Source organism: Spongiibacter taiwanensis, from assembly GCF_023702635.1.
GTDB classification, from domain to species: domain Bacteria; phylum Pseudomonadota; class Gammaproteobacteria; order Pseudomonadales; family Spongiibacteraceae; genus Spongiibacter; species Spongiibacter taiwanensis.
The window spans coordinates 917,918-940,182 of sequence record NZ_CP098455.1 but is presented as its reverse complement, the minus strand read 5'-3'; the positions used below and the strand labels follow the sequence as shown (position 1 = coordinate 940,182).

Annotated in this window: 14 protein-coding genes; 10 read left to right on the top strand and 4 right to left on the bottom strand. The window is 54.1% G+C overall.

Annotated features, from left to right (window positions below; translation table 11 throughout):
• Positions 1 to 4 precede the first annotated feature (4 nt).
• The 4 genes from NCG89_RS04420 (at position 5) to NCG89_RS04405 (ending at position 8,176) form a co-directional block, all read left to right on the top strand.
• The gene (locus tag NCG89_RS04420; protein ID WP_285236392.1) at positions 5 to 985 is read left to right on the top strand and encodes an NAD(P)H-dependent flavin oxidoreductase; all 981 of its coding nucleotides are present in this window, start codon (positions 5 to 7) and stop codon (positions 983 to 985) included.
• 146 nt (positions 986 to 1,131) lie between these two features.
• Positions 1,132 to 1,452, top strand: a complete 321-nt coding sequence (locus NCG89_RS04415) for a hypothetical protein (protein ID WP_251088558.1) — start codon at positions 1,132 to 1,134, stop codon at positions 1,450 to 1,452.
• A 1,222-nt stretch (positions 1,453 to 2,674) separates the two neighbouring features.
• On the top strand, positions 2,675 to 7,204 hold the full coding sequence (locus tag NCG89_RS04410; protein WP_251088557.1) for an NACHT domain-containing protein: 4,530 nt from the start codon (positions 2,675 to 2,677) through the stop codon (positions 7,202 to 7,204).
• A 372-nt stretch (positions 7,205 to 7,576) separates the two neighbouring features.
• A complete protein-coding gene (locus tag NCG89_RS04405; RefSeq protein WP_251088556.1) occupies positions 7,577 to 8,176 on the top strand; it encodes a hypothetical protein in 600 nt (199 codons plus the stop codon).
• Between the two features lie 157 nt (positions 8,177 to 8,333).
• Here NCG89_RS04405 and NCG89_RS04400 read toward each other — a convergent pair whose 3' ends face one another.
• Both NCG89_RS04400 and rapA read right to left on the bottom strand, forming a co-directional pair.
• The gene (locus tag NCG89_RS04400) at positions 8,334 to 8,621 is read right to left on the bottom strand and encodes a hypothetical protein (protein WP_251088555.1); all 288 of its coding nucleotides are present in this window, start codon (positions 8,619 to 8,621) and stop codon (positions 8,334 to 8,336) included.
• 10 nt (positions 8,622 to 8,631) lie between these two features.
• Positions 8,632 to 11,553, bottom strand: a complete 2,922-nt coding sequence (gene rapA, locus NCG89_RS04395; protein WP_251088554.1) for an RNA polymerase-associated protein RapA — start codon at positions 11,551 to 11,553, stop codon at positions 8,632 to 8,634.
• 394 nt (positions 11,554 to 11,947) lie between these two features.
• Here rapA and NCG89_RS04390 point away from each other — a divergent pair, with 394 nt between their 5' ends.
• The 5 genes from NCG89_RS04390 to NCG89_RS04370 all read left to right on the top strand — a co-directional run bounded on the left by NCG89_RS04390 (position 11,948) and on the right by NCG89_RS04370 (position 16,783).
• Positions 11,948 to 13,939 carry an FAD-dependent oxidoreductase gene (locus NCG89_RS04390; RefSeq protein ID WP_251088553.1) on the top strand — a complete coding sequence of 664 codons (1,992 nt, stop codon included), beginning with the start codon at positions 11,948 to 11,950 and terminating at the stop codon, positions 13,937 to 13,939.
• Between the two features lie 20 nt (positions 13,940 to 13,959).
• Entirely contained in the window at positions 13,960 to 15,303 is a 1,344-nt protein-coding gene (locus NCG89_RS04385) for an ammonia-forming cytochrome c nitrite reductase subunit c552 (RefSeq protein WP_251088552.1), read from the top strand.
• Positions 15,304 to 15,441: 138 nt separating this feature from the next.
• Positions 15,442 to 16,005: a Tll0287-like domain-containing protein gene (locus NCG89_RS04380; protein ID WP_251088551.1), complete on the top strand. Its 564-nt coding sequence runs from the start codon at positions 15,442 to 15,444 to the stop codon at positions 16,003 to 16,005.
• Between the two features lie 27 nt (positions 16,006 to 16,032).
• Complete coding sequence (locus NCG89_RS04375; RefSeq protein WP_251088550.1) at positions 16,033 to 16,353, top strand: c-type cytochrome; 321 nt, start codon at positions 16,033 to 16,035, stop codon at positions 16,351 to 16,353.
• A gap of 10 nt (positions 16,354 to 16,363) precedes the next feature.
• Positions 16,364 to 16,783, top strand: a complete 420-nt coding sequence (locus tag NCG89_RS04370; protein WP_251088549.1) for a globin family protein — start codon at positions 16,364 to 16,366, stop codon at positions 16,781 to 16,783.
• 792 nt (positions 16,784 to 17,575) lie between these two features.
• On the opposite strand, the gene NCG89_RS04365 is transcribed toward NCG89_RS04370, so the two are convergent.
• Positions 17,576 to 17,815 (bottom strand): hypothetical protein, encoded by a 240-nt coding sequence (locus NCG89_RS04365; RefSeq protein ID WP_251088548.1) that lies wholly within the window; start codon positions 17,813 to 17,815, stop codon positions 17,576 to 17,578.
• Between the two features lie 49 nt (positions 17,816 to 17,864).
• On the opposite strand from NCG89_RS04365, the gene NCG89_RS04360 reads away from it, so the two are divergent.
• Entirely contained in the window at positions 17,865 to 21,344 is a 3,480-nt protein-coding gene (locus tag NCG89_RS04360; RefSeq protein ID WP_251088547.1) for a PAS-domain containing protein, read from the top strand.
• Positions 21,345 to 21,397: 53 nt separating this feature from the next.
• Here the strand turns inward: NCG89_RS04360 and NCG89_RS04355 are convergent, their stop codons facing one another.
• Complete coding sequence (locus NCG89_RS04355; protein ID WP_251088546.1) at positions 21,398 to 22,048, bottom strand: response regulator transcription factor; 651 nt, start codon at positions 22,046 to 22,048, stop codon at positions 21,398 to 21,400.
• Between the last annotated feature and the right edge of the window lie 217 nt (positions 22,049 to 22,265).

Here is a 22,265-nt window from a genome sequence, read left to right as displayed (position 1 = left end):
GCCAGTGAAAACGCGCATTACTGAAATGCTGGGCATCAAATACCCGATAATCCAGGGCGGTATGATGTGGGTGGGGCGAGCCGAGCTCGCCGCCGCTGTGTCGAACGCAGGCGGGTTGGGTATTTTAACGGCCCTGACCCAACCTTCACCGGAGGCCTTGTATCAGGAGATTCTGCGCTGCAAGGAAATGACCGACCAACCCTTTGGCGTCAACCTGACCATTTTGCCCACCATCAAGCCGGTGCCCTACGCCGAGTACGCTGAGGCGGCAGTGAAGGGCGGCGTTAAGGTGATCGAAACGGCGGGGCGCAGTCCCAAGGACTTTATGCCCTTCTTTAAGGCTAACGGTGTTCGGGTTATCCATAAATGCACGTCGGTTCGCCATGCCATGTCGGCAGAGCGCCTGGGGGTGGATGCGGTCAGCGTGGATGGCTTTGAATGCGCCGGCCACCCCGGCGAAGACGATGTCACCAACCTGATTCTGTTGCCTGCCGCCAAAGCCAAGCTGAGTATTCCCATGATCGCCTCCGGCGGTATTGGCGATGCCCAGGGCATGCTGGCAGCCTTTGCGTTGGGCGCGGAAGGCATCAATATGGGCACCCGTTTTGTGGCTACCAAAGAAGCGCCGGTCCACGAAAAGGTGAAGCAGGCCATGGTGGAGGCTGACGAGCGCCAGACAGCGTTGATCTTCCGCACGCTGAATAACACCGCCCGGGTATTCCGCAATAGCATCGCCGAGCAGGTATTGGAGATTGAACGTCAGGATGGCGAAACCGACTTCAGCGATCTGCAGCCGCTGGTTGCTGGTGCGAGAGGCCGGGAGCGTGTGCTGGAAGCCGGTGACACCGAGGATGGCATCTGGACTGCGGGGATGGTGATCGGCTTGATCAATGATATTCCCAGCTGCGCCGAGCTGATCGAACGGATGGTGACTGAGGCTCGCACCCTCGCTGCCGAGCGAATGCAAAGCGTATTTCTCTCCTGAGCGGAAAATAAGCTCAGCATAAAACGCGCTTTAATCAGCGCGTTTTTTTATGCCTGTCATTTTTCTAAGCAGAAGGGGTACGGGTTATCTTGCCTTCATCCCTGCGGCGGGCTAGGGTTGCGTGAAATATCGGTGAGAGAAAATCAGTGGCTGCGTATCGGCAGGTGATCATTTTTGTTCTAGTGTGCGGCCCGCTTGCCCTCAGTGGTTGTACCCGGGGCGATGTCGGCGAGTTCTTCTTCAAACGCAGCCTTGTGCAACGCCTGGTCGAACTCTGCGGCAGCGACGACCCGGACTGTATTGCCGCCGTACATGAGCAAACCGATGGCTGCATGGTAGAGAGTAACTTCCCCCGGCTACTGCTCAGCGACTACCGCGACGATGAACTGCAACGTTTTACCGAAGCATTTTATGCCTGCCTGGTAGACCCGCTGGGTAATCCGTATTTTGTGGTTGCTCCTGGATGACTGCCGGTAAAGCGAAAGCTTCTTTTACAGCGCACACGCGCTGGCTATGTTTACTCAGCTCCACCGCCCCAGCATGAATCCTTGTATTTGATGGTATGCATTTAAAAGTCATACTTGACGAACTCCCACTGAGCGACTGGAGTGGAATGTAGTTCTGTCGGGGTCAAGGTCTGTTGCTGGTCAGAAGCAGACAGTCATCAAGGCTCCTTCGGCGAAAACAAAACTGCTCCCAAATCGCCACTTTCTCTTTTTTCAGGAGCCACAAGCTCACTATCACCTTTTTGCTGATGCTAACTTATTGATTTTTATGTGAGTCGGTATATGATCAGGTGAAAAGGAGCTTAAATCAGATAGAGGGACCTGGTCTTGCTAATATCAATCACTGATTCCACAAAATGTGCCCAAGTCCATGAAGTAGCAAGGATTTCGGACGTCATTCCAAATTTAGTCCCCTAGATAGGGAGCCTCAGTGATATAAGGCCCCGGTCTTTATAATAATGCTGTTATATGTCACGAGGAATTTCAGGTTAATGTGAATCGAAGGGAGTGGCTAAACTCTGGGGCTTGTATTGCTTTCGCCTATGCATATATAGGCAGGCGTTTACTTGTAACAATTTAGCCGGGAAACCGGGTTCACCGCGGATATTTATTGAATGAGTATTTCACCCAAAACAAGAGACTTCCGCGTAGATTCCCCAGAACCCTTCCCCTCTACCGTATCCCCATTAGCTACAAGCCAAACCTTCCTCCGTTTGGGCCAGTAATGGGGAAGTCAAAAATTTGGCCAAAATGGTATCCTCCTTTTCAACACCCCCTCCCAGTGCGGGGACTAGCGGGGCAAATGCTATGTTAGAAAGATTAGAAAGACAACACATAACAAAGTGTTGTTGTCGCAGCGCAGAAAGCCGCTCTGCTGGGACGCCTTCGCTGGCGCTCCGGCGCCCCAAAACACGGCGTGTGAGGCTGCAGAAAAACTAAAAGCAGATTAGTGGCTCGTCGTGTGATCTTTTTTTGATCTAAAAATCGAGCTATTTTTTGAAATTAAGGGAACAGTCTATTGCGCAAATACTCTGGATTTTGCATAGGAGCGCATGGTGAGTTTGATTTTTAGAGAGGTTCTAGTTTTTCTACAGCCTCTTATGCGTAATACACCTACTGGATAATTGACTAACACCCGGGGCTACTAACCAGCCAATAAACATTCAGTTATTTAAGACTTTATATGGAAATTAACTTCTCTCAAATTAGAACACATGATGGTAGTAAAAACTCAGGCTTTGAAGAGTTGATTTGCCAAATTGCCCATCTTCAAAAACCAGATGATGGAAAGCGGTTCATTAAAAAGGATGGCGCTGGAGGTGATGCCGGTGTTGAATGTTACTGGATTCTTGAAAATGACTCGGAAATATGTTGGCAAGCTAAATATTTTTTAGATGGAATGAACTCCTCCCGTTGGCAACAAATAGATGAATCATTTACTACAGCCTTAGAAAAGCACCCCAAGTTAACACATTATATTGTCTGCTTACCTCTAGATAAAGCTGATAGCAGAAAGAAAGGAAAAGGTGGAAAAAAAGTAGTTTCTGTCGAAGATGAGTGGCTAGAACACATTAAAAAGTGGGAGGGCCAAGCAAATGCTGTTGCTCGTAAAATTACATTCTCATACTGGGGTAAGCATGAGATTACTACTTTTCTTTCGATTGATGACCCCCTTTACTCTGGTAGAGCTTTGTACTGGTTTAACGAACCATTTCTCGGAACAGGGGTATTCAGAAATATCGCAAAAAGGTCGCAAGACAGCTTGGGAGATAGGTATACCCCTGAGTTTCATGTTGAACTTCCCATTGCAAAGAGTTTTGACGGCCTATGCTTGAATTTCTCATGGTGGGATCTTCTCAAAGAAAGGAGATCAGAGCTAAAAGACGCCAGCTCAGATGTTATTTATTTTTTAAAAAAAGAAGACAAAAAAGGAAACATTTCATTAAACAGTGAAAGAATAAATATCTTAGATGATCACCTTAATGATTTTTTGGATGAATTTGGTAAAGGGATTGCAGGCAAGGATTTTCACAATCGAATTTCAAAAATAAACTCTTCACTAGAAGAGATATCTAAACTATATGCCGAAGTATATAAAGATGTCCATGATAAAATCGATTGGTCTGAAAGAAATGATAACTCTAGAAGTAGTCTGTATAAATTAGACAATGTAATAGATGAGCTGGCATCTTTCATAAAGCAAAAAAAGGCCATCTCGTCCCAGACAAAAGCTGCACTTCTTTACGGGGAAGCAGGAATAGGTAAATCACACCTCCTATGTGACTTGAGCTTTGATAGAATCAATATGAATTTACCCACATTGTTTTTATTAGGTGCTCAATATCAAGGTGGGAACCCAACGGGTTTTTTAAAGGAATCATTAGACTTAAAAAACTATAGAAGCTCCCAAGTCTTAGGTGCTATAGATGCAGCCGGTGAAGCATCGGGGGCAAGAGCACTCATTGTCATTGATGCTATAAATGAGGGAAATAATAGAGATGACTGGCATAACCAAATAACAGGATTTTTGTCGGATTTATCGCGATTCCCATATATTGCTGTTCTGTTTAGTTGCCGCAGCACTTATCTAAGTTACATTCTTCCCGATAGTGCAGACGAAGGCTTGTTGCCACGTATAGGGCATTATGGGTTTAGAGGGCATGAGCATAGGGCTGCGGAGAAATTTCTTTCCCAGCAAGGTATATCCAAACCAAGCGCACCAATATTGGCGCCTGAGTTTACAAATCCACTTTTCTTGAAAACATGCTGCCGAGCGCTAAGGCAAAACAACCAGAGCTCATTTCCAAAAGGGCTTAATTCTATTACCTTATTATTTGATTTCTATGTTTCAAGTATTGAAAGGGTTGTAGCAAAAAAGAAAAGATTCAATCCGAATGAGAATATCGTTAAGTCCACACTTATCAATATCGCTTCAAAATTATTACCAGATAATCTTGAGGGGCTTCTGAAGCCGTATGTTAGAAAGCTGGTCAATGATTACGATCCAAACCCGAATTATGGGGATAGCCTTTTCGATATATTGATCGATGAGGGCATTATTTCTGAGGATGTTTCTTATAAAGGCGAACAGCGTGGAAATCTTATTATCAGATTCACATATGAACGATTTAGTGATTATTTTATTGCTCAGGAATTAGTAAATCGGGAAGATAACATTGAAGCTGCCTTTTCAGATGGAGGTTCTATAGGGCAATTACTCAAAGATAATGGTTACTACCGCTTTTCTGGAATATTCGAAGCATTGGCCATCATTATTACTGAGCGTTTCAATAGGGAATTAGAGGATTTGCTGCCTGATGATATTGAAGTTGGGAAGTGGCAGCTTGATGAGACTTTCCAGAATACTGTTTTGTGGAGAAGTCCAGGCTCTTTTTCTGAAAGGACTCTGGAGCTTTTAAATAACTTAGAAGGTCATTCCTACAATCACCCAGCACTGGATATTTTGTTGAAACTATCCACGGAGCCCAATCATCCATGGAATGCTGAGTTGCTTCATCGAAACCTTGCGAAGAAAGAGATTGCTGAACGAGACCACTTTTGGTCTATACATATAGCACACGGTGATAGCTCTGAAGAAGATGATGAATATGAATCCATCATTAGAACAATTATTGAGTGGGCACATTCTGGTGAAATAGAGTCTGTCGGAGAGGAAAGAATTAGGCTCTGTGCTATTGTCCTTATTTGGTTTTTGACTACTCCAAATAGGCGAATAAGGGATCGATCTACGAAATCCCTGGTTAGAATTCTTTCTTCTTACCCCCATCTTGTTGAAGACTTATTAAAAGCATTTTCGAGCCTAGAGGATACATACTTATCCGAAAGGCTTTATGCAGTTGCATATGGTGTCGTTTGCAACACCGACAAAGAAGATACTATTGAGGATATAGCGAGCACCACATTTAATTTGATATTTAGGGGTGGTGAACCAACGCCGCATATTCTGCTTAGAGATTATGCTCGCGGGATTTTAGAGTATGCCTTGCATATTGGAGTACTTCCGGCAGAAATTGCTCCCGAACAATTCAGGGCGCCTTATAACAGCACCCCAGAATTGGATAATCCATCCAAAAAAGAGATAGAAGGCATAGCTAGAGACGAATTTTCATCAAGAATCAAAAGTTCTTTAATGGGTTTTCCTGGCGACTTTGGAAACTACACCATGGGCTGTGTTCATAATTGGTCTTCAACACCTATTGCCTTACCAAAAATTGAAAATGGCCATGAGATCAAGGTACGATTTGCACACGAGCTATTAACTGGCGATGTGCAAGAAGAATATTTAGAAAAATTAGAGCTAATAAAAGCAGATAATTCTTCACTTTCACCAGAAGAGTTATTAATGGCTATTAGAAGAATTGAGCGCGATTCCGAAGACTACAAGCGCAGCTTTGAGGATCAAAGAAAAGAACGAGAAAAGTTTGATTGCCGGATAAACGCGCAACTCAATGACGAGCAACAAGAGTATTATCGTTGGCTTTCTGGGATCAGTAATGATAGGCCAGCAGCCTTTAGTAGGAAATGGGCTCAAAGATGGGTGTGTAAGCGAGCTCATGAGTTTGGATGGACTGAAGAGCTATTTGGTGATTTTGAAAGAATGTGCTCACACGGAAGGGGTGGTGGTCCCAGTGGTGGAGCAATGGAGCGTGTCGGGAAAAAATACCAATGGATGGCCCTCCATGAGTTTTTGGCCAGACTTTCTGATAACTACCATTGGACTAATCGAGGTTATAGCGATGTTCCTGATGATGATATTTATGAAGGGCCTTGGCAAATATACAAACGTGATATTGACCCTACTATCTGGGCAAGACAATCTGGAGAATTCAAAACCTATCACAACAAGCGTTGTACTTGGTGGCAACCTTACAGCTTCCCATTCCCAAATGAAAATGACTCTGCAGCCAAGGCTAAATTTTTGTGGGACGAAGATGTTTTGCCTGAATTCTCTGAGTTACTGCAAAGGACAATGCCTGCCGACAATTCTAATTGGCTAGTTTTACATGGCTTTTGGTCTGAAAACAGGAAATATTCAGATGATAAAACTGAAAGCCCCTATCTTGATGGGTGGTTCAGAATTAATTCTATCTTAATCCGTAAAGGAGAGTTTGATTCTTTAGCTAAAGGAGTTGAGGGAAAAGCGCTTTGCGATCCCCACATAGTTAGCGCGCCATCAACTCAACACGAAGGCTTTTTAGGAGAATATCCTTGGCATCCAATATATCGCCACCTTTCTGGGTGGAGGGAGCCAGATGAAGTCTTTAGGAAACAGATTGCAGTCGAACACCTTGTTCCATTTGCTAAATACGAGTGGGAGGATGGTGGTAAAGATTATTCTCTTAATAGTTCACTTTATTTCCATATGCCAGTCAAGGAGCTGATTGAGGAAATGGACTTGGTTAGACCCCCGGGTCAATGGGGGCGATGGGAGCACAAGGAGCAGCCTGTATTTTTTGATCCAAGCCTCGAAGAATACGGCCCTTCATATGCGTTAATGCGAACTGAGAAATTACAGAAATGGCTTGAAGCTAATGATATGGAGATCGTTTGGTTGATAGGCGGGGAGAAGCAAATGTTTTCTTCCGGTGCAGGGCAGTTTTTTGGTCGTTTGGTTTATAGTGGATTGTTTAAATATAAAGATGGCAAACCTGTAGGCAGTATATGGTACAACAGGGAAGAGCCGACAAATTGAGCAATAAAAATGACTTTCAGTAGTTATCTGCATAATCACATAACAACAGCGCTGTACTCGGACAATTTTTCCGCTACGCTCCAAAGTTGCCGGAGAGCTTGGTCGTTGAGGTTGTAGAATTCGTCCTCTGTGACTGTCCGCTATGTGACTAATGCGGTAGTACGTTCTCGAGGTGGCGGCCTTCATTTGCAAAATTCAAACTCCGTTACGCCGCTAGCGCCATTACACATTTACTAGCTTCGCCAGCATTCAGCCCGCATTCACGATTGACGATGGATCATTGTGGCAAAACCGGGTGGTGTGGCCGCACCAGACGAACATTCCGCCCGTTTGCGAATCTATTGCCCCATCAGGTAGTGCGGAGTGCATGTCATGATCAAGACAAAGTTGCTGATCGGTATCGCGGGGGCTGTGGTTCTGAGCGGTTGTACGGTGTATCCGCACGGTGTCGGATACAGCAGTTACGAACGCTACCGGGGCCACTATCATTCCTACGGCCAGTATTACGGCCAGCCCTACCACAGGGACCGGATTTATTATTACCGCGACCGTGATCAATATCGCCGGGATGATGGCCACCGCCATTCGGGTGGCCGTTCGCCTACCCGGGTAGATATTCAGTATGACCGGGATTCACGCTGGCGAGGCGACGATCGCCAGCGAGATAACCACGACCGTGACCAAGGACATAACCGCGATCAGCGTGACCGTCGTGATGGTGATCGCGGCAAAGATCGGGGCGGCGACCGTCACCCGCTCGCTGGAGACCGCGATCGAGATAATCGCTTTCTGGGTGGGCATGATCGCGGTGGTCGGGATGAGGGTGGTCGGGATCACCGGCAGAATAGTCAGCCGCACGCCAATACGCGGGGGCGGGTGAATGATGGCTGGCAATCCAAGCGCCCCGGTCGCTCATTGGGCGGTAGTGAGCGCGGGCAGGAGAAAAAGCGAACACCGCGGATTTTTCAGTGAGCTGCAGTTTGGTCAGTTGAGTTGCAGAGTGGTCTGTTTTACTGGGCCACTTAACTTAGCCCACCGCTGCCCCTGTTGGCAGCGGCCCGCGTTTACTTCTTAGGTGTTGGTGAGCATTGACGAGTCGCGCGAGTGTGCCCGGCCTGGTGTCTTGTAGCTAGTGGGCACTAAACGCCTGAATGCAATAGCCCTTCTTCAGTGCTTCCTGAATCTGCGGATCGCGTCCCAGGCCGCTGTCATTGTCCATTAACACCTTGTCATCGAGGTGCTTGCGCTTTTCGATTTTGACGTCCCGAAACCCCTCCCGCATGACTAGCAGTTTGGCCAATTGCTCGGCGCCAAACAGGTCAGCAAAGTGAATGTAGACGATAAAGGGGACATCTTCTCCCTCTTTGAAATCGCCTTGGGTGGATTTGGATACGGCATTGACGGAAAACAGAAACATCGCGGGCCCCCTAGTTGCTGACCACGGCCAAGCGCAAGGCGGCCATATTGAGTTGCAGGGAAGATAGCGCCTGTTCACCCCGTTCAGTGTCACTATCAAAACTTGCCAGGGTGGCGGCGTCAATGTCTGGGTTGCGCTGGCTGAGATTCTCCAGCCGTTGCCGCTCCTCGTCGCGCTCTTGCCGGTAGTTCTCCAGTGCTTGCTGTTGCCACTGGCCACTCGCCGTTTGGGCCAGTGCTTCGAGGTGTTGAATCATTTTGCCGAGGGGTTCTCGCACCTGACGGAGCAGGGCGGGGGCGAGGGTTTTCTTTACGCCTTTGCACAGTTGATTCAGTTTGCTGTGGGCCACCGCCTGACTTAAATCCCGGTGCTGGTCGTCAATGACCAGACGCAGGCAGTGACCGGGCAGCTGGCGTTGCAGCTGCAGCCAGGCCGGCGCGTTGAGGCTGGGATTAAAGAACACTTCCAACAACAGGGTGCCGGACTTCAGGCCCTTGACGGGCAGGGTACACAGTGACGCGCTGCCGAAGTCACTGGTCATGATCACGTCCATGGCACTTCGCAGCAGGGGATGCTCCCAGCTCAGGTAAACCATATCTTCACGGCTGAGGGCGCGCTGGCGGTCAAAGGTGCCGGTCAGTCCCTCTTCGGGCAGGTGGGGCAGGGCCTCAATCTGCATGTGGTCGCCGGGGCGCAGAATCACCGCATTCTCGCTGTGTTCTTCGTGTTCAAGACCGAATTGGTCGGCAAAAATGTCGAGGTAGTTGGCCAGGGCGTCGCTGCGCTGCTCGGCCTCCAGCTGGGCAACCAGCTCTGCAGCCTCCAGGGGTTTGCAGGAGTTGAGTTCGAGCAGGCGGTTACGGCCCCGGCTTAAATTGTCGCGCAGTTCGGCAACGGTTTCCCGAGCCTGATTAAACAGGGTGTCCACTTCGCTTGCGGCAGGCGCGGGCTGTAACAACAAAGCCTGCAGGGAATGGCCGAAGGCTTTCACCATGGCATCGCCGACGGTGCAGGGCGCGTCGAAAATACCCAGCGCCTGTTCATACCAGCGCAGCATCAATGCCTGGGGGCTGTTCTCGTAGAAGGGGACATGGAGCTGGATATCGCCCTGTTGGCCGATGCGGTCGAGGCGACCAATACGCTGCTCCAGCAGATCGGGGTGCCAGGGCAGATCAAACAGCACCAGATGCTGGGCAAACTGAAAGTTGCGACCCTCACTGCCAATCTCCGAGCACACCAGCAGCTGGGCGCCATCTTCCGGGTCGGCAAAATAGGCGGCGGCCCGGTCGCGCTCGACCAGGCTCAGGCCCTCAAAAAACACGGCGCTGGCGATACCCCGGCGCAGGCGTAGATACAATTCCAGATCTTGGGCGGTGTCGGCCTGGGCACAGATCAGTAGAACTTTTTCGTCCTCCATCTGCAGCAGCCATTTTTCCAGCCAGGCCACTCGCGGGTCGGTGCTCAGCCAATCGTCGCCCAGTACCTGTTCGGGGCGTAGCAGATCATTGACTGAATCCGGCGCGGCATTGCGATAGCCCTCTGGGGCCGGTAGCGGATGGGGCATTAACTGGCGCTGGGGAAACCCGCCGACTGAGCTGCGCGTATTGCGAAACAACAGGCGGCCGGTGCCAAAGCGGTCGAGCAGGTCGCGTACGGCCGCTTCCCGCTGCTCGCTGGAGCTGGCCTTTTTAAGCGTGGCAATTTGCGCTTCCGGCAGATAACGGGCCAGGGCGGCGATAAAGTCGCTGTCTGCCAGACTGGCCTCGGGGGTATCGAGCAAACCCTGGATCAGGTTGCTGATATCTTCATAGCCCTGCTGCTCTTCACGGAAGTGTTCCAGGCTGGGGAAGCGGGCTGGGTCCAGCAGGCGCAGGCGAGCAAAATGCCCCTCAATGCCGGTGTTTTCCGGTGTGGCCGTGAGCAGTAAAACAGCCGGGGTTTGCTCGGCAAATTGCTCCACACAGCGGTATTCGGCGGAAACGTCGCCGTCTTCTTGCCAGTGCAGGTGGTGGGCTTCGTCGACCACCAAAACATCAAAGCCTGCCGCTAAGGCCTGCTCCCGGCGCTGGATGTCGTCGGTTAACCAGTCCAGTGAGCAGAGCACCAATTGGGCGCTTTCAAAGGGGTTGTCGGCGCCTTCCATGGCGGCCAGCGCCGATGCATCCGGCTCATCCTCAAGTTCATCCATGGCGAAGAAGTTGTCTTCTTCGTCCTCGGCACCAAGGGCGCAGCGCGTTTCATCGAGGACCGAAAACTGCAGGTTGAAGCGGCGCAGCATTTCCACCAGCCACTGATGCACCAGGCTGTCGGGCACCAACAGCAACACCCGCTGGGCGCGCTCCATCAGCAGTAGCTGATGGACGATCAGGCCGGCTTCAATGGTTTTACCCAGGCCAACTTCATCTGCCAGCAGGGCTCGCGGTTGCGGGCGGCTGGCAATTTCTCTGGCGAGGAAAAGCTGGTGAGGGAGGAGCTGAACCCGGGGGCCGAGCAGGCCAAAGGTGTTGGCGGCTCGGGTGGCGTTGCCCTGCTCCAGCGTGGCCGCGCGCAACTCGAAGCGTTTGGGGTGCTCAAGTTGGCCCGCCAGCATGCGCTCTTTGGGGCCGTTCAGGCTGATAACCGCGCTGAGAATCTGTTCCGGCACCGGGTGAATCTGGCCGTCTTCATCTTCGGCCATATAGACGATGCAGCCGTTGTGTTCCTGATGGTCCGTGACCACCAGGCGGCCCTGGTCGGGAACCGAGATTTCGTCGCCAACCTGGAACTGCACCCGGGACAATGGGGCGGCAGCGGCGGCGTAGGTTCGTTCTTCTTCAACGGCGGGAAAGGCGATGACCACGCGGCGATTTTCTGCCTCAAGGATGATGCCCAGGCCTAAATCAGGCTCGGGGTTACTGATCCAGCGTTGGCCGGCAACAAAAGCTAATGACATGGGACTCTGCGTTCTGCTTCTCCGGGGCCGGGAATGGTACGCGGCAGCGGCCACAAGTGGAAGGTGTTGAGGTGGAAATAGGCCATATCCGGGCTGCCAAACGGGGCAGGGATGTCATTTTTGGTGCGTTAAATTGGTGCAGATTGGTGCTGGGCGCATTTGCCGCAAAGTGTTCGGTTATGAGGCAATTTTAGATTGATAATGGTGCAAAAAATTTGCATCTTTAAGTTTTGCGCCCGCACCGCTTCTGATTCGGTGCAAATAAAACGAAATAAAAACAATGACATAAAATCGGCTGCGGAAGGTGGCAAGCAATTTGCTGAAGCTTGAGCAAATTCCCCGCGCTTGGCTGGCAAAAGGCGAGCGTGGGGCTGATTGAGAGAAGCGATAGCCGATGACCGAGCTCCATATCGTCAAGTCTGAACCCGCTGCGTCCCTGCCGATTATTATCGTTGGCACTGGGCCGGTGGGTATTCGTCTGGCGGAAGAGCTGGTGGCCCGGGGTTGTGTGCGGCCCATTGTGATGTTTGGCGATGAGCCCTGGGAGCCTTACGACCGGATTCGCCTGTCGTCGCTATTGGCGGGGGAGGCAGATCTGAGCGAGCTGCAGGCCAGGCCCCGCTTTGGCGACACCTCGGTGAGCTGTCACCACAACTGTCCGATTGTATCGATTGATACTCAGCAGCAACAGGTGGTGGATGGTCAGGGCCGGGCGCACCGCTACAGTCAGTTGGTTTTGGCCGTGGGTTCTCAACCCTTCCGGCCGAGTATTCCCGGTGTGGATGCTCAGCGGGTGTATACCTTTCGGGATCTGAATGACACCCAGGCACTAATGGCCAGGTCTGCTGGCAGTCGCCGTGTGGTGGTTATTGGCGGCGGCTTGCTCGGGCTGGAAACCGCCAGAGCCATGCAGCGGGCCGGCACCGAGGTAACCGTGATTCAGCAAGCCGACCGCTTGATGAACCGGCAGCTGGATCACGAAGCGGCAGCGCTGCTCCGGGACAACATCAAGGCCAAGGCGATTCAGGTTCGGCTAGGCGAAGGTGTCAGGGAGATTCTGGTTGAGGATCAGGGTACCCAGCGGCCACGGGTGGCGGGTGTGCGTTTGCGCAACGGTGACGAGCTGCCCTGTGACACGGTGGTGTTGTCTGCCGGTATTCGGCCCAACGTTGAGCTGGCCCGCAATGCTGACATTGCCGTGGCCAAGGGCATTGTGGTGGACGACACCCTGAAGACCTCGGCGCCGAACGTGTACGCGGTGGGCGAGTGTATTGAGTTTAATGGCCAGCTGTTTGGCCTGGTGGCCCCGGGCTATGAGCAGGCCGCAGTGCTGGCCGCCCGGCTTTGCGGTGAAGAGGCCGTCTACACCGGGTCCATTAGCGCAACCGAGTTAAAGGTGGTGGGCTTGCCGGTGTTTTCCATCGGCGAGCTGGAGGAGGACCGCAAGCGCTCCTGGCGCTTTGCCACCTGGGTCTACCGGGATCGGACACAGGGCACCTATCGCAAGTTGATTTTTCGGCAGGGCCGCTTGACTGCGGCCATTGCCATTGGTGAATGGCCGGAAGTGAAACGGGTGCAGGAGGCGGTTTCCGCCCAGCGCCGGATCAATCCGATGCAGTGGCTGCGCTTTGTTGGCAGCGGCAACCTGTGGTCGAGCGATGGCGGTAGCGATGTTGCCCGTTGGCCGGCCAGCGCGGTGGTCTGCAATTGCCGTGGCCTGACCCGGGGCTACCTCAGCGACTCGTTGACCGAATGCGGCAGCAAGGTTGAATTGATCGCCCGAACCGGGGCCAGCTCGGTATGCGGTTCCTGCTCACCGCTGATCGCCGAACTGTGCGGCGAGTCGGCGCCCAAGCCGCCCCTGCAAAGTGGGTTGCTGGTTGCTGCGGTGATGGCACTGATTCTGGCGATTGCCATTCCGCTGGGGTCGCCGGTGCCCTATGCCCAGTCGGTGCAGGAATCACTGCATCAGTTTGCACTGCTCTGGTCCGACGGTCTGTACAAGCAGATCAGCGGTTTTAGCTTGTTGGGGCTAACGGTGGTGGGGCTTTATCTGTCGCTTAACAAGCGGGTCAAGAAGCTGTCCTTTGGCAAATTTACCTTCTGGCGCTTGCTGCACACCGTGCTGGGGCTGCTTTGCCTGATGATCTTACTGGCCCATACCGGGCTGCGTATGGGCGAAAACCTTAACGCTTACCTTATGGCGAATTTTCTGGCGCTTGCGGGTTTAGGGGCGGTGACCGCCATGGTGATTGCCGGGGAGACGTCCCTTGGCGCGATGATGGGAAAGCGCCTGCGGCGTTGGTGTAGCTGGGGGCATATTGTGCTGTTCTGGCCGCTGCCGACCCTGCTCGCCTTCCATGTGATTTCGGTTTACTACTTTTGATGCTTTTGTGAGAAACCTGGATGGGTGGTGGAAAAAAAGTCTTTTGGGGCCTGTGGCTGATCGCGACGATCGCAATCGCCAGCTATTTTGCCCTGCCACTGATCCAGCAACGGGACCAGGGAGTGTTTCTTATGGGTGATACCACCCACGGACACCACCAGATAGAAATGGAATGCAGCGCCTGCCATACCGATCCCTTCGGCGGCAAAGAGGTGCTGCAATCGGCCTGTGTTGCCTGCCATGGTGATGAACTGAAAAGTGTGAGTGACTCCCATCCCAAAGCAAAATTCACCAATCCACGCAATGCCGACAGGGTGGAGGCCCTCGACGCCCGCTACTGCATCACCTGTCATGTGGAACACCGGCTCGATAAAACCGAAGTCATGGGGGTGACGTTGCCCGAAGACCTGTGTTTTGAGTGCCACCAGGATGTGGCCGAGACGCGCCCCAGTCACGAGGGCATGGGCTTTGAAACCTGCGCCAGCGCCGGTTGCCACAACTTTCACGACAACATGGCGCTGTATGAGGATTTTCTGCTTGAGCACGCCAATGAGCCCATGTTTGCCGAAGTGGCCCGCGTGATTGGACGCAATGCCGGCGAGTTTCGCCGCAACCCCCATCAACGCCTGGACCTGGCCAGCGCTGATGGCGGCAGCAAAATGACCGCGGAGGTTGCCGAGCAATGGCAGCACACCGCCCATGCTGAGGCCGGGGTGAACTGCAGCGGCTGTCATGCGCCGAATGCCGCCAACGGTGCAGGCAACGAGTGGGTGGATAAGCCAGATCACACGATCTGCGCCAGTTGCCACACCGACGAGGCCAAAGGCTTTCTCGCCGGTAAACACGGCATGCGCCTGGCCTTGGACCTGCCGACGATGACGGTCGCCCAGGCGCGTATTCCCATGCATGCGGAGGCGGCCCACAAGGAACTTACCTGTAATAGCTGCCACAGCCCCCACGCCTTTGATACCCGGCAGGCGGCGGTGGAATCTTGTGTGGGCTGCCACGCGTCGGAGCATGTAAACAATTTTGCCGACTCGCCCCATGCCCAGATTGCCAAGCGCGACGGGGTGCATCCCGATGAAATCGTTACCTGTGCGACCTGCCATATGCCCCGGGAGCAATTGCCCAATGGCAGGGTAGTGGTGCAGCACAATCAGAATGCCAATTTACGACCGAACGAAAAAATGATTCGCAGTGCCTGTATGAGCTGCCACTCCCTGGAGTTTTCCATCGATGCCCTGGCTGATCCGGCGTTGATTAAGAACAACTTCAAAGGCCTGCCATCGGTGCATATCAAATCGATCGATATGGCCGTTCAACGGGATGAAAAGCTGAGTCACAAAAAATCGGTTTACAACTGAATTTGGCCGCGTTTGGGCCGAATCGAAGAGGTGTCTTTGGGACGGGCAGCTCTTTGCCTCCCACCCGATGGGGTAGCGCGGGCGGGAAAAGCAGAGCAACACCTTTGCCTATTTGGGGTTTACAACGAGGAGAGACTTATGAAAAACATGCTAGTAATTGCATCCGCGGCAGTTATGCTCACTGCCTGTGGCGGCGAAAAATCCAGTGGCGGCATTGAACCAAAGATATTTACCGACTCGCTGTTTGCGGTAATGAAAGCCGACCGGACCAACTACACCAAAATGATTATCGGTCGTCTTGGTCCTGCTGGCGCGGCGGCCATTGCGCCTGATGAGCACTGGGAAGACAAGGCCAACGGCGCGCCATTGCCTGCCCAGATGTTTCGTTACGGTGCCGAAGCGGTGGCCGAAATGACCAGTGATTTCAGCTACAGCCTGCAGTCGCTATGGCCGATCAATTCTCAGAATGGTCCGCGCACCGAGCTGGAAAAAACCGGCCTGCAGTTCATCGTCGATAACCCCGGCGAAAACTACTACGGCGAAGAAGAGCTGGGCGGGGTGAAGTACTTCACCGCGGTTTACCCGGATGTTGCCGTTGCCGCGCCCTGCGTAGATTGTCACAACGGCCACAAAGATTCGCCCAAAACCGACTTCACGCTGGGTGATGTGATGGGCGGTGTGGTGGTTCGGGTGCCTTTGTAAGCCAGACGGCTTTTTGGGAGAGCAGTAATGAACAAAAGTAACTGGATGGTAATGAGCCTGTTCGGACTATTTTTGTGTGCCTGCGGCAAGGACCCGCGTTTGGAAAAGGGCGAGGCCATCGTCCTGGCCAACTGCAAGGTCTGCCATGCCCAGGGCATAAACGGTGCTCCCATTTTAGGCAATGAAAAGATGTGGGCGCCGCGGCTCAAACAGGGCCACGAGGTGCTGGTGTCCCACGCCTTGTCCGGGTACGGCTTGATGCCGGCCCGGGGAGGCAAACCTCATCTCAGCGACGAGGATATCGCTAACGCTGTGCTTTACATGATGTCGACCGTAGAAACCAATTAGGAGCAACGCCATGACCCCTGAACAGAAAGACCTGGTGCAATCCAGCTTCGCTAAAGTGGAGCCCATTGCGGCCACCGCTGCCGAGCTGTTTTATGCGCGCCTGTTTGAACTGGACCCCTCGCTGAAATCCCTGTTCTCCGGTGACATGGAAGAGCAGGGCAAGAAACTGATGACCATGCTCGGTACCGCAGTGCGGTCACTGAATAACCTGGACGGACTGGTGCCGGTGGTAAAACGACTCGGTGAGCGCCACGTGGGTTATGGTGTGGAAACCGGTCATTACGTGACCGTTGGCAATGCCCTGCTCGACACCTTGGAAAAAGGCCTGGGTGATGACTTTACCCCGGAAGTGAAAGAAGCCTGGACGGTAGTTTACGGCGTACTTTCCAGCACCATGATTGCCGCTGCCGATGAGGTGAAAGGGGCGTAAGTTTTTGGGTGGGCCTGAGATCGGACGCCCGACATGGCGCTTTCGGAGGATTCCAGGCAGCCGTCATTCCTGACGCGCCTTTTATGATCCGGGATCCAGTGGGGTTTGAGCATGGGAGCAACTGGACCCTGGCTCGGGGCCAGGGCGACGAAGAGCGGATTGGGACTGACGTCGGATGCCCGACGCGGCGCCTCCGGAGTATTCCGAGCATCTGTCATTCCGGACGCGTTGTTTGCGATCCGGAATCCAGGAGTTTTGAGCATGGGAGTCACTGGGCCCCGGCTCGGGGGCCGGGGCGACGAAGAATGGAGCGGGTCTGACGCCGGGTGTCCGACGCGGCACCTCCGGAGTATTCCGAGCAACCGTCATTCCGGACGCGCTTTTTGCGATCCGGAATCCAGTGGGGTTTGAACACGGGAGCAACTGGGCCCAGGCTCGGGGGCCGGGGCGACGAAGATCGGAGTGGGTCTGACGTCGGGTGTCCGACGCGGCACCTCCAGAGGATTCCAGGCATCCGTCATTCCGGACGCGCTGTTTGCGATCCGGGATCCAGTGGGGTTTGAATACGAGAGCAGCTGGGCCCCGGCTCGGGGGTCGGGGCGACGAACAGCGGAGTGGGTCTGAAGTCGGGTGTCCGACGCGGCACCTCTGGAGGATTCCAGGCATCCGTCATTCCGGACGCGTTGTTTTCGATCCGGAATCCAGGAGTTTTGAGCATGGGAGTCACTGGGCCCCGGCTCGGAGGCCGGGATGACGATGAATAGAGATCGGCGTTGACGTAATTAAAGTGCGCTAAAAGCTTGACGTGCGCAGGCGCCAAATTATGCTTTTCCAGCGTCCAGCGTCCAGCGTCCAGCGTCCAGCGTCCAGCGTCCAGCGTCCAGCGTCCAGCGTCCAGCGTCCAGCGTCCAGCGTCCAGCGTCCAGCGTCCAGCGTCCAGCGTCCAGCGTCCAGCGTCCAGCGTCCAGCGTCCAGCGTCCAGCGTCCAGCGTCCAGCGTCCAGTGTTCTACTACCAAGGTCTCATGCGGCAAGCTCGATGCTGCGCTAGACTGACCCTCAGAAGCATATCGAGGTCAATCTGTGCAGACCAATCAATGGCTGGCGTTGTCGGCGTTTCTTTACGTTGGCGTTCTCTTTTTTATCGCATGGTGGGCTGACCGTCGCGGCCATCGGCGGCCTGTGGCGCAAGCTTTTATTTACAGTCTTTCGCTGGCCGTTTACTGCAGCTCCTGGACTTTCTTTGGGGCGGTCGGCAAAGCGGCGCAAAGTGGTTGGGCCTACGCCCCCATCTATCTCGGCCCCATTCTGCTCTTCCTTTTTGCCTGGCCGTTTCTGCGACGTCTGTCTGCGGCGGCCGCCCGAAACCGGGTGACTTCAGTGGCCGATTTTGTCGGCGGCCGCTTCGGTAAAAGCCAGGCCCTCGCGGCGTTGGTGACCGGCATTGCGGTGCTTGGCAGCCTGCCCTACATTGCGCTCCAGCTGAAGGCGACCACCCAGGCCTGGGCGTCGGTGCAAGGGGTATGGAACGGCGGGGCTACGGTGGAATCCGGCAGTGCCAGTTTTGTCGCCGCGCTATTGCTGGTGTTGTTTACGGTTGCGTTTGGTACCCGCGTGGTGGATGAACGCCATCGTCATCGCGGGTTGATGGCCGCCATTGCGGTGGAATCCCTGGTCAAGCTGCTGGCGTTTTTTCTGGTGGGGTGCTTTGCCCTGATTTACCTGCTGGATTTAGGTGGCGGCCTGAAACTGGCCGATAGCAGTTTTGGTCAACTGCCGGAGCCGGTGAATTTTGTCACCCAAAGCCTACTCGCGGCGGCGGCAATATTCTGTCTTCCCCGGCAGTTTCATGTGATGAACGTGGAATACCACAGTCGCCGGGATCTGCGCACTGCACGCTGGGTTTTCCCTCTTTACCTGCTGCTGTTCGCGTTGATGATCGTACCGATCACCTTGATGGGGCAACAGGTATTCATCGGCAATCAGGCCGGGGCAGATATGTTTGTGGTCTCGGCGCCGCTGGCCCTGGGCAGTCCGGAGCTGGCCTTGATTGCGCTGTTGGGCGGGCTGTCGGCCGCGACAGGAATGGTGATAGTTGCCAGCCTGACGGTCTCGGTCATGGTCTGTAACGAGTGGGTGATGCCACTGTGGCTGGCTATCCGCCGGGAGCATCAGATTGACGCGCGCTGGTTACAACGGGTGCGGCGAATTGCTATTGCTACCTTGCTGGTTGCGGCTTGGTTGCTGGAGCGGCGGCTGGTGGGGTATGGCGGACTCGCTTCGCTGGGACTCATTTCCTTTGCCGCGGCGGCCCAGCTTGCGCCGGTGGTGCTGGCGGCAATCTACTGGCGCCGCGCCCATCGGCGGGGTGTCATCGCGGGACTGCTTGCTGGGGGTGGGCTGTGGTTTTACTGTTTATTGTTGCCCGCCGTACTCGGCCAGCAGCATGAGCTGATTGCGTTTGGCCCTTGGGGCTTGACGGTGCTTGCGCCAGAGAATCTGGCCGGTTTGGGCGCGCTACTAGACCCGCTAAGTCACGGCGTTTTCTGGAGCCTTTCGGCCAATACGTTGTGCTTGGTGCTGGTCTCCCTTTGGTCGCGTTTTCGGCCGATTGACCTGCGTCAGGCCAGAGCCTTTACCGACCTTCACTTGCGACAACGTCAGCGCCGCTCAGATCTTGAACTGCAAGCAATAGAAGTGCGCCAGCTGCGGCCCTTGTTGGCACCGATGTTGGGTGAGGCCCGTGCCCAGGCGTTATGGCGTCGGTTTGAGGCCCGTTTGGGACATCGCCTGCTGCCGACAGATCGGCTGCCTCGCTTTGTGGTGAAGGATATTGAAGAGGCGCTCGCGGGGCTAATCGGGGCGGTGTCTGCCCATCGCACTATCGAGTTACTGCGCAGCAAACGCTCTCTGGAGGTAGAAGAGTTTGTCACGCTGATCGGCAGTACCTCCCGGGACATCAAGTTTGGCCAGGATCTTCTGCAGATCACCCTGGAAACCATCCCCCAGGGGGTCAGCGTGGTAGATGAAAATTTGAATCTGGTCGCCTGGAATCGCCGCTATGTTGACCTGTTCGATTTTCCGGAACGGCTGCTCTACATCGGCTGCCCAGTGGCAAAAATCTATCACTACAATGCCGAGCGGGGGTACCTGCAGGACGCAGATCACGATGTCGATGCGGCGGTGGACCGCCGTCTGGCCATGCTGCGCAGTGGCCAGGCCTATAAACTTGAGCGACGCCTGCCCAATGGTCGCACTATCGAAATTTGCGGTACGCCAATGCTGCGCGGTGGTTATGTGACCACCTACACCGACGTCAGTGAAAACCGGGAAGTGTTAAGGGCTCTGGAACACGCTAAAGAAGAACTGGAGCAGCGGGTGGTTGAACGCACCGCTGATTTGGCCCAGGTCAACCGCTCGCTGGCCGAGGAAAATACCAGTCGGGCACGTATCGAACAGGAGCTGAATGCGGTTTATACCAGTAAGAACCGCTTTATGGCGGCGGCCAGTCACGACTTATTGCAGCCGATCAATGCGGCGCGTCTGTTCGCTGCCACACTGGCGCATAAGACGGCGGGCCAGCCGTTGGCTAATGACGTGAGCCATATTGACGAGGCCCTGGCGAATGCCGAGGCATTGATTACCTCGCTCCGGGAAATGTCCCAGCTCGATTCCGGGCGGATGACGGTGCGTCGGGAACGATTTCCACTGCAGGACCTACTCGACACCTTGGGCCGTGAGTTTTCTGTAATTGCCGAGCGCAGTGGTTTGTCATTGAAAGTGATGCCCTGTTCGCTGTGGGTAGAGACCGATCCCCACCTGTTGCGGCGGGTCGTCCAGAATTTACTCGGCAATGCCCTACGCTACACCCGCCGCGGCAGGGTGCTGTTGGGATGCCGGCGGGTCGGTTCCAGCGTTGCGATTGAAGTATGGGACACCGGTCCGGGAATTGCCGAGGCTGATCAGCGACGGGTGTTTGGCGAGTTTGAACGAGGCGTGGATGCCATTGGCGACAGTGAGGCTGGTTTAGGGTTGGGGCTGTCCATCGTGCAGCGCATCAGTCAACTATTAGGGTGCCCGATTGAGCTGGCATCAAGCCCTGGAAAGGGGAGTAAGTTTGCGATTGTGCTGCCGACTGCCGATCCTGTGGCTGCTGCGGAGAAAGCAGTAGGAGAGGTGCTGCAATCAGAGCTGGCAGGCTTGAAAGTGTTATGTATCGACAACGAGGCGGCCATTCGGCTGGGCATGCAGGGGTTGCTGACCCAGTGGCAGTGCGTGACCCGGCTGGCCGATTCCCTCGGCGAAGCGCTGGCCCAATGGAACCTGCCCCAGCCGCCGGATATTGTACTGGCCGATTATCATCTGGATCAGGGAACAACCGGGTTGGATGTACTTAAAGACTTGAGCTATCACTGGCAGCAACCGTTAAGGGCCATTGTGATTAGTGCTGACAATACCAGTAACATCCGTGAGGCAGTGATCGGTGCCGGCTTCCAGTTTTTGGCGAAGCCTGTCAAGCCAGCGGCCCTGCGCGCGGTGATGCGGCGGCTGGCTCAAAAATAACGTATCTAACGATAATTATTAGCTGTTAATGGGGTTAGGAAAATAGCGCTACCTTAGGGCCCGGGCGCGCTTACATCCAGCTGGCTCAACAGTAATACTGCCTGGGTGCGGGAATGTACGCTGAGCTTGCGAAATATCTCGGTAATATGAGCCTTGATGGTGGCCTCGGTAACGTTGAGCTCCCAGGCGATCTGTTTGTTGAGCAAACCTTGCACCAGATAACTGGCGACTCTGAATTGCTGGGGTGTCAGGCTGGCGACCACGTCGGCAACACTTTTTTCCTCGCCATTTTGAGCTGGCTGGTAGCGCACGTTATCCGGTAGCCAACGCTCGCCGCCCAATACCGCGCGGATAGCATTGCCGATTTGCTGCGGGTCACTGCTTTTTGGCAAAAAGCCGCTGGCGCCGTGATCCAAGGCTCGGCTCATAATCTCGTCGGACTCAGAGGCTGAAATCACCATCACGGGAATCGCCGGGTGCTGGGCCTGCAGATGTACCAGCGCGCTAAAGCCCTGAGGGCCCGGCATATGCAAATCCAGCAGCAGTAGATCGATGTTGTCATCACTCTCGATGGTGGCAAGCAATGCCGTGATGTCACCCACCTCTCTGAACCCCGCTGCTGGAAAGGCCTGCTGCAAAGACTGGCGCAGGGCGCTGCGAAACAGGGGATGGTCGTCGGCGATAATAAAGGCCGGTGAAGTCATGGCGGGGCCCATCTACATTATTGTTGTAAGGCGTTCGAGTATAGAAAAACGGCACCGAAAGGGGCAAGCGCCGGTTGCCGGGATATTTGCTTTAGCGCAATGCCCCCATCCCCTCGAGCTAATCACAATGGCTCAAGCCATCCTCTCGATAAATCTGATCTTACGGTCTGATGATGATCATGGCTTCATAGACTTTGGTCGATGTTTGACTAATGGC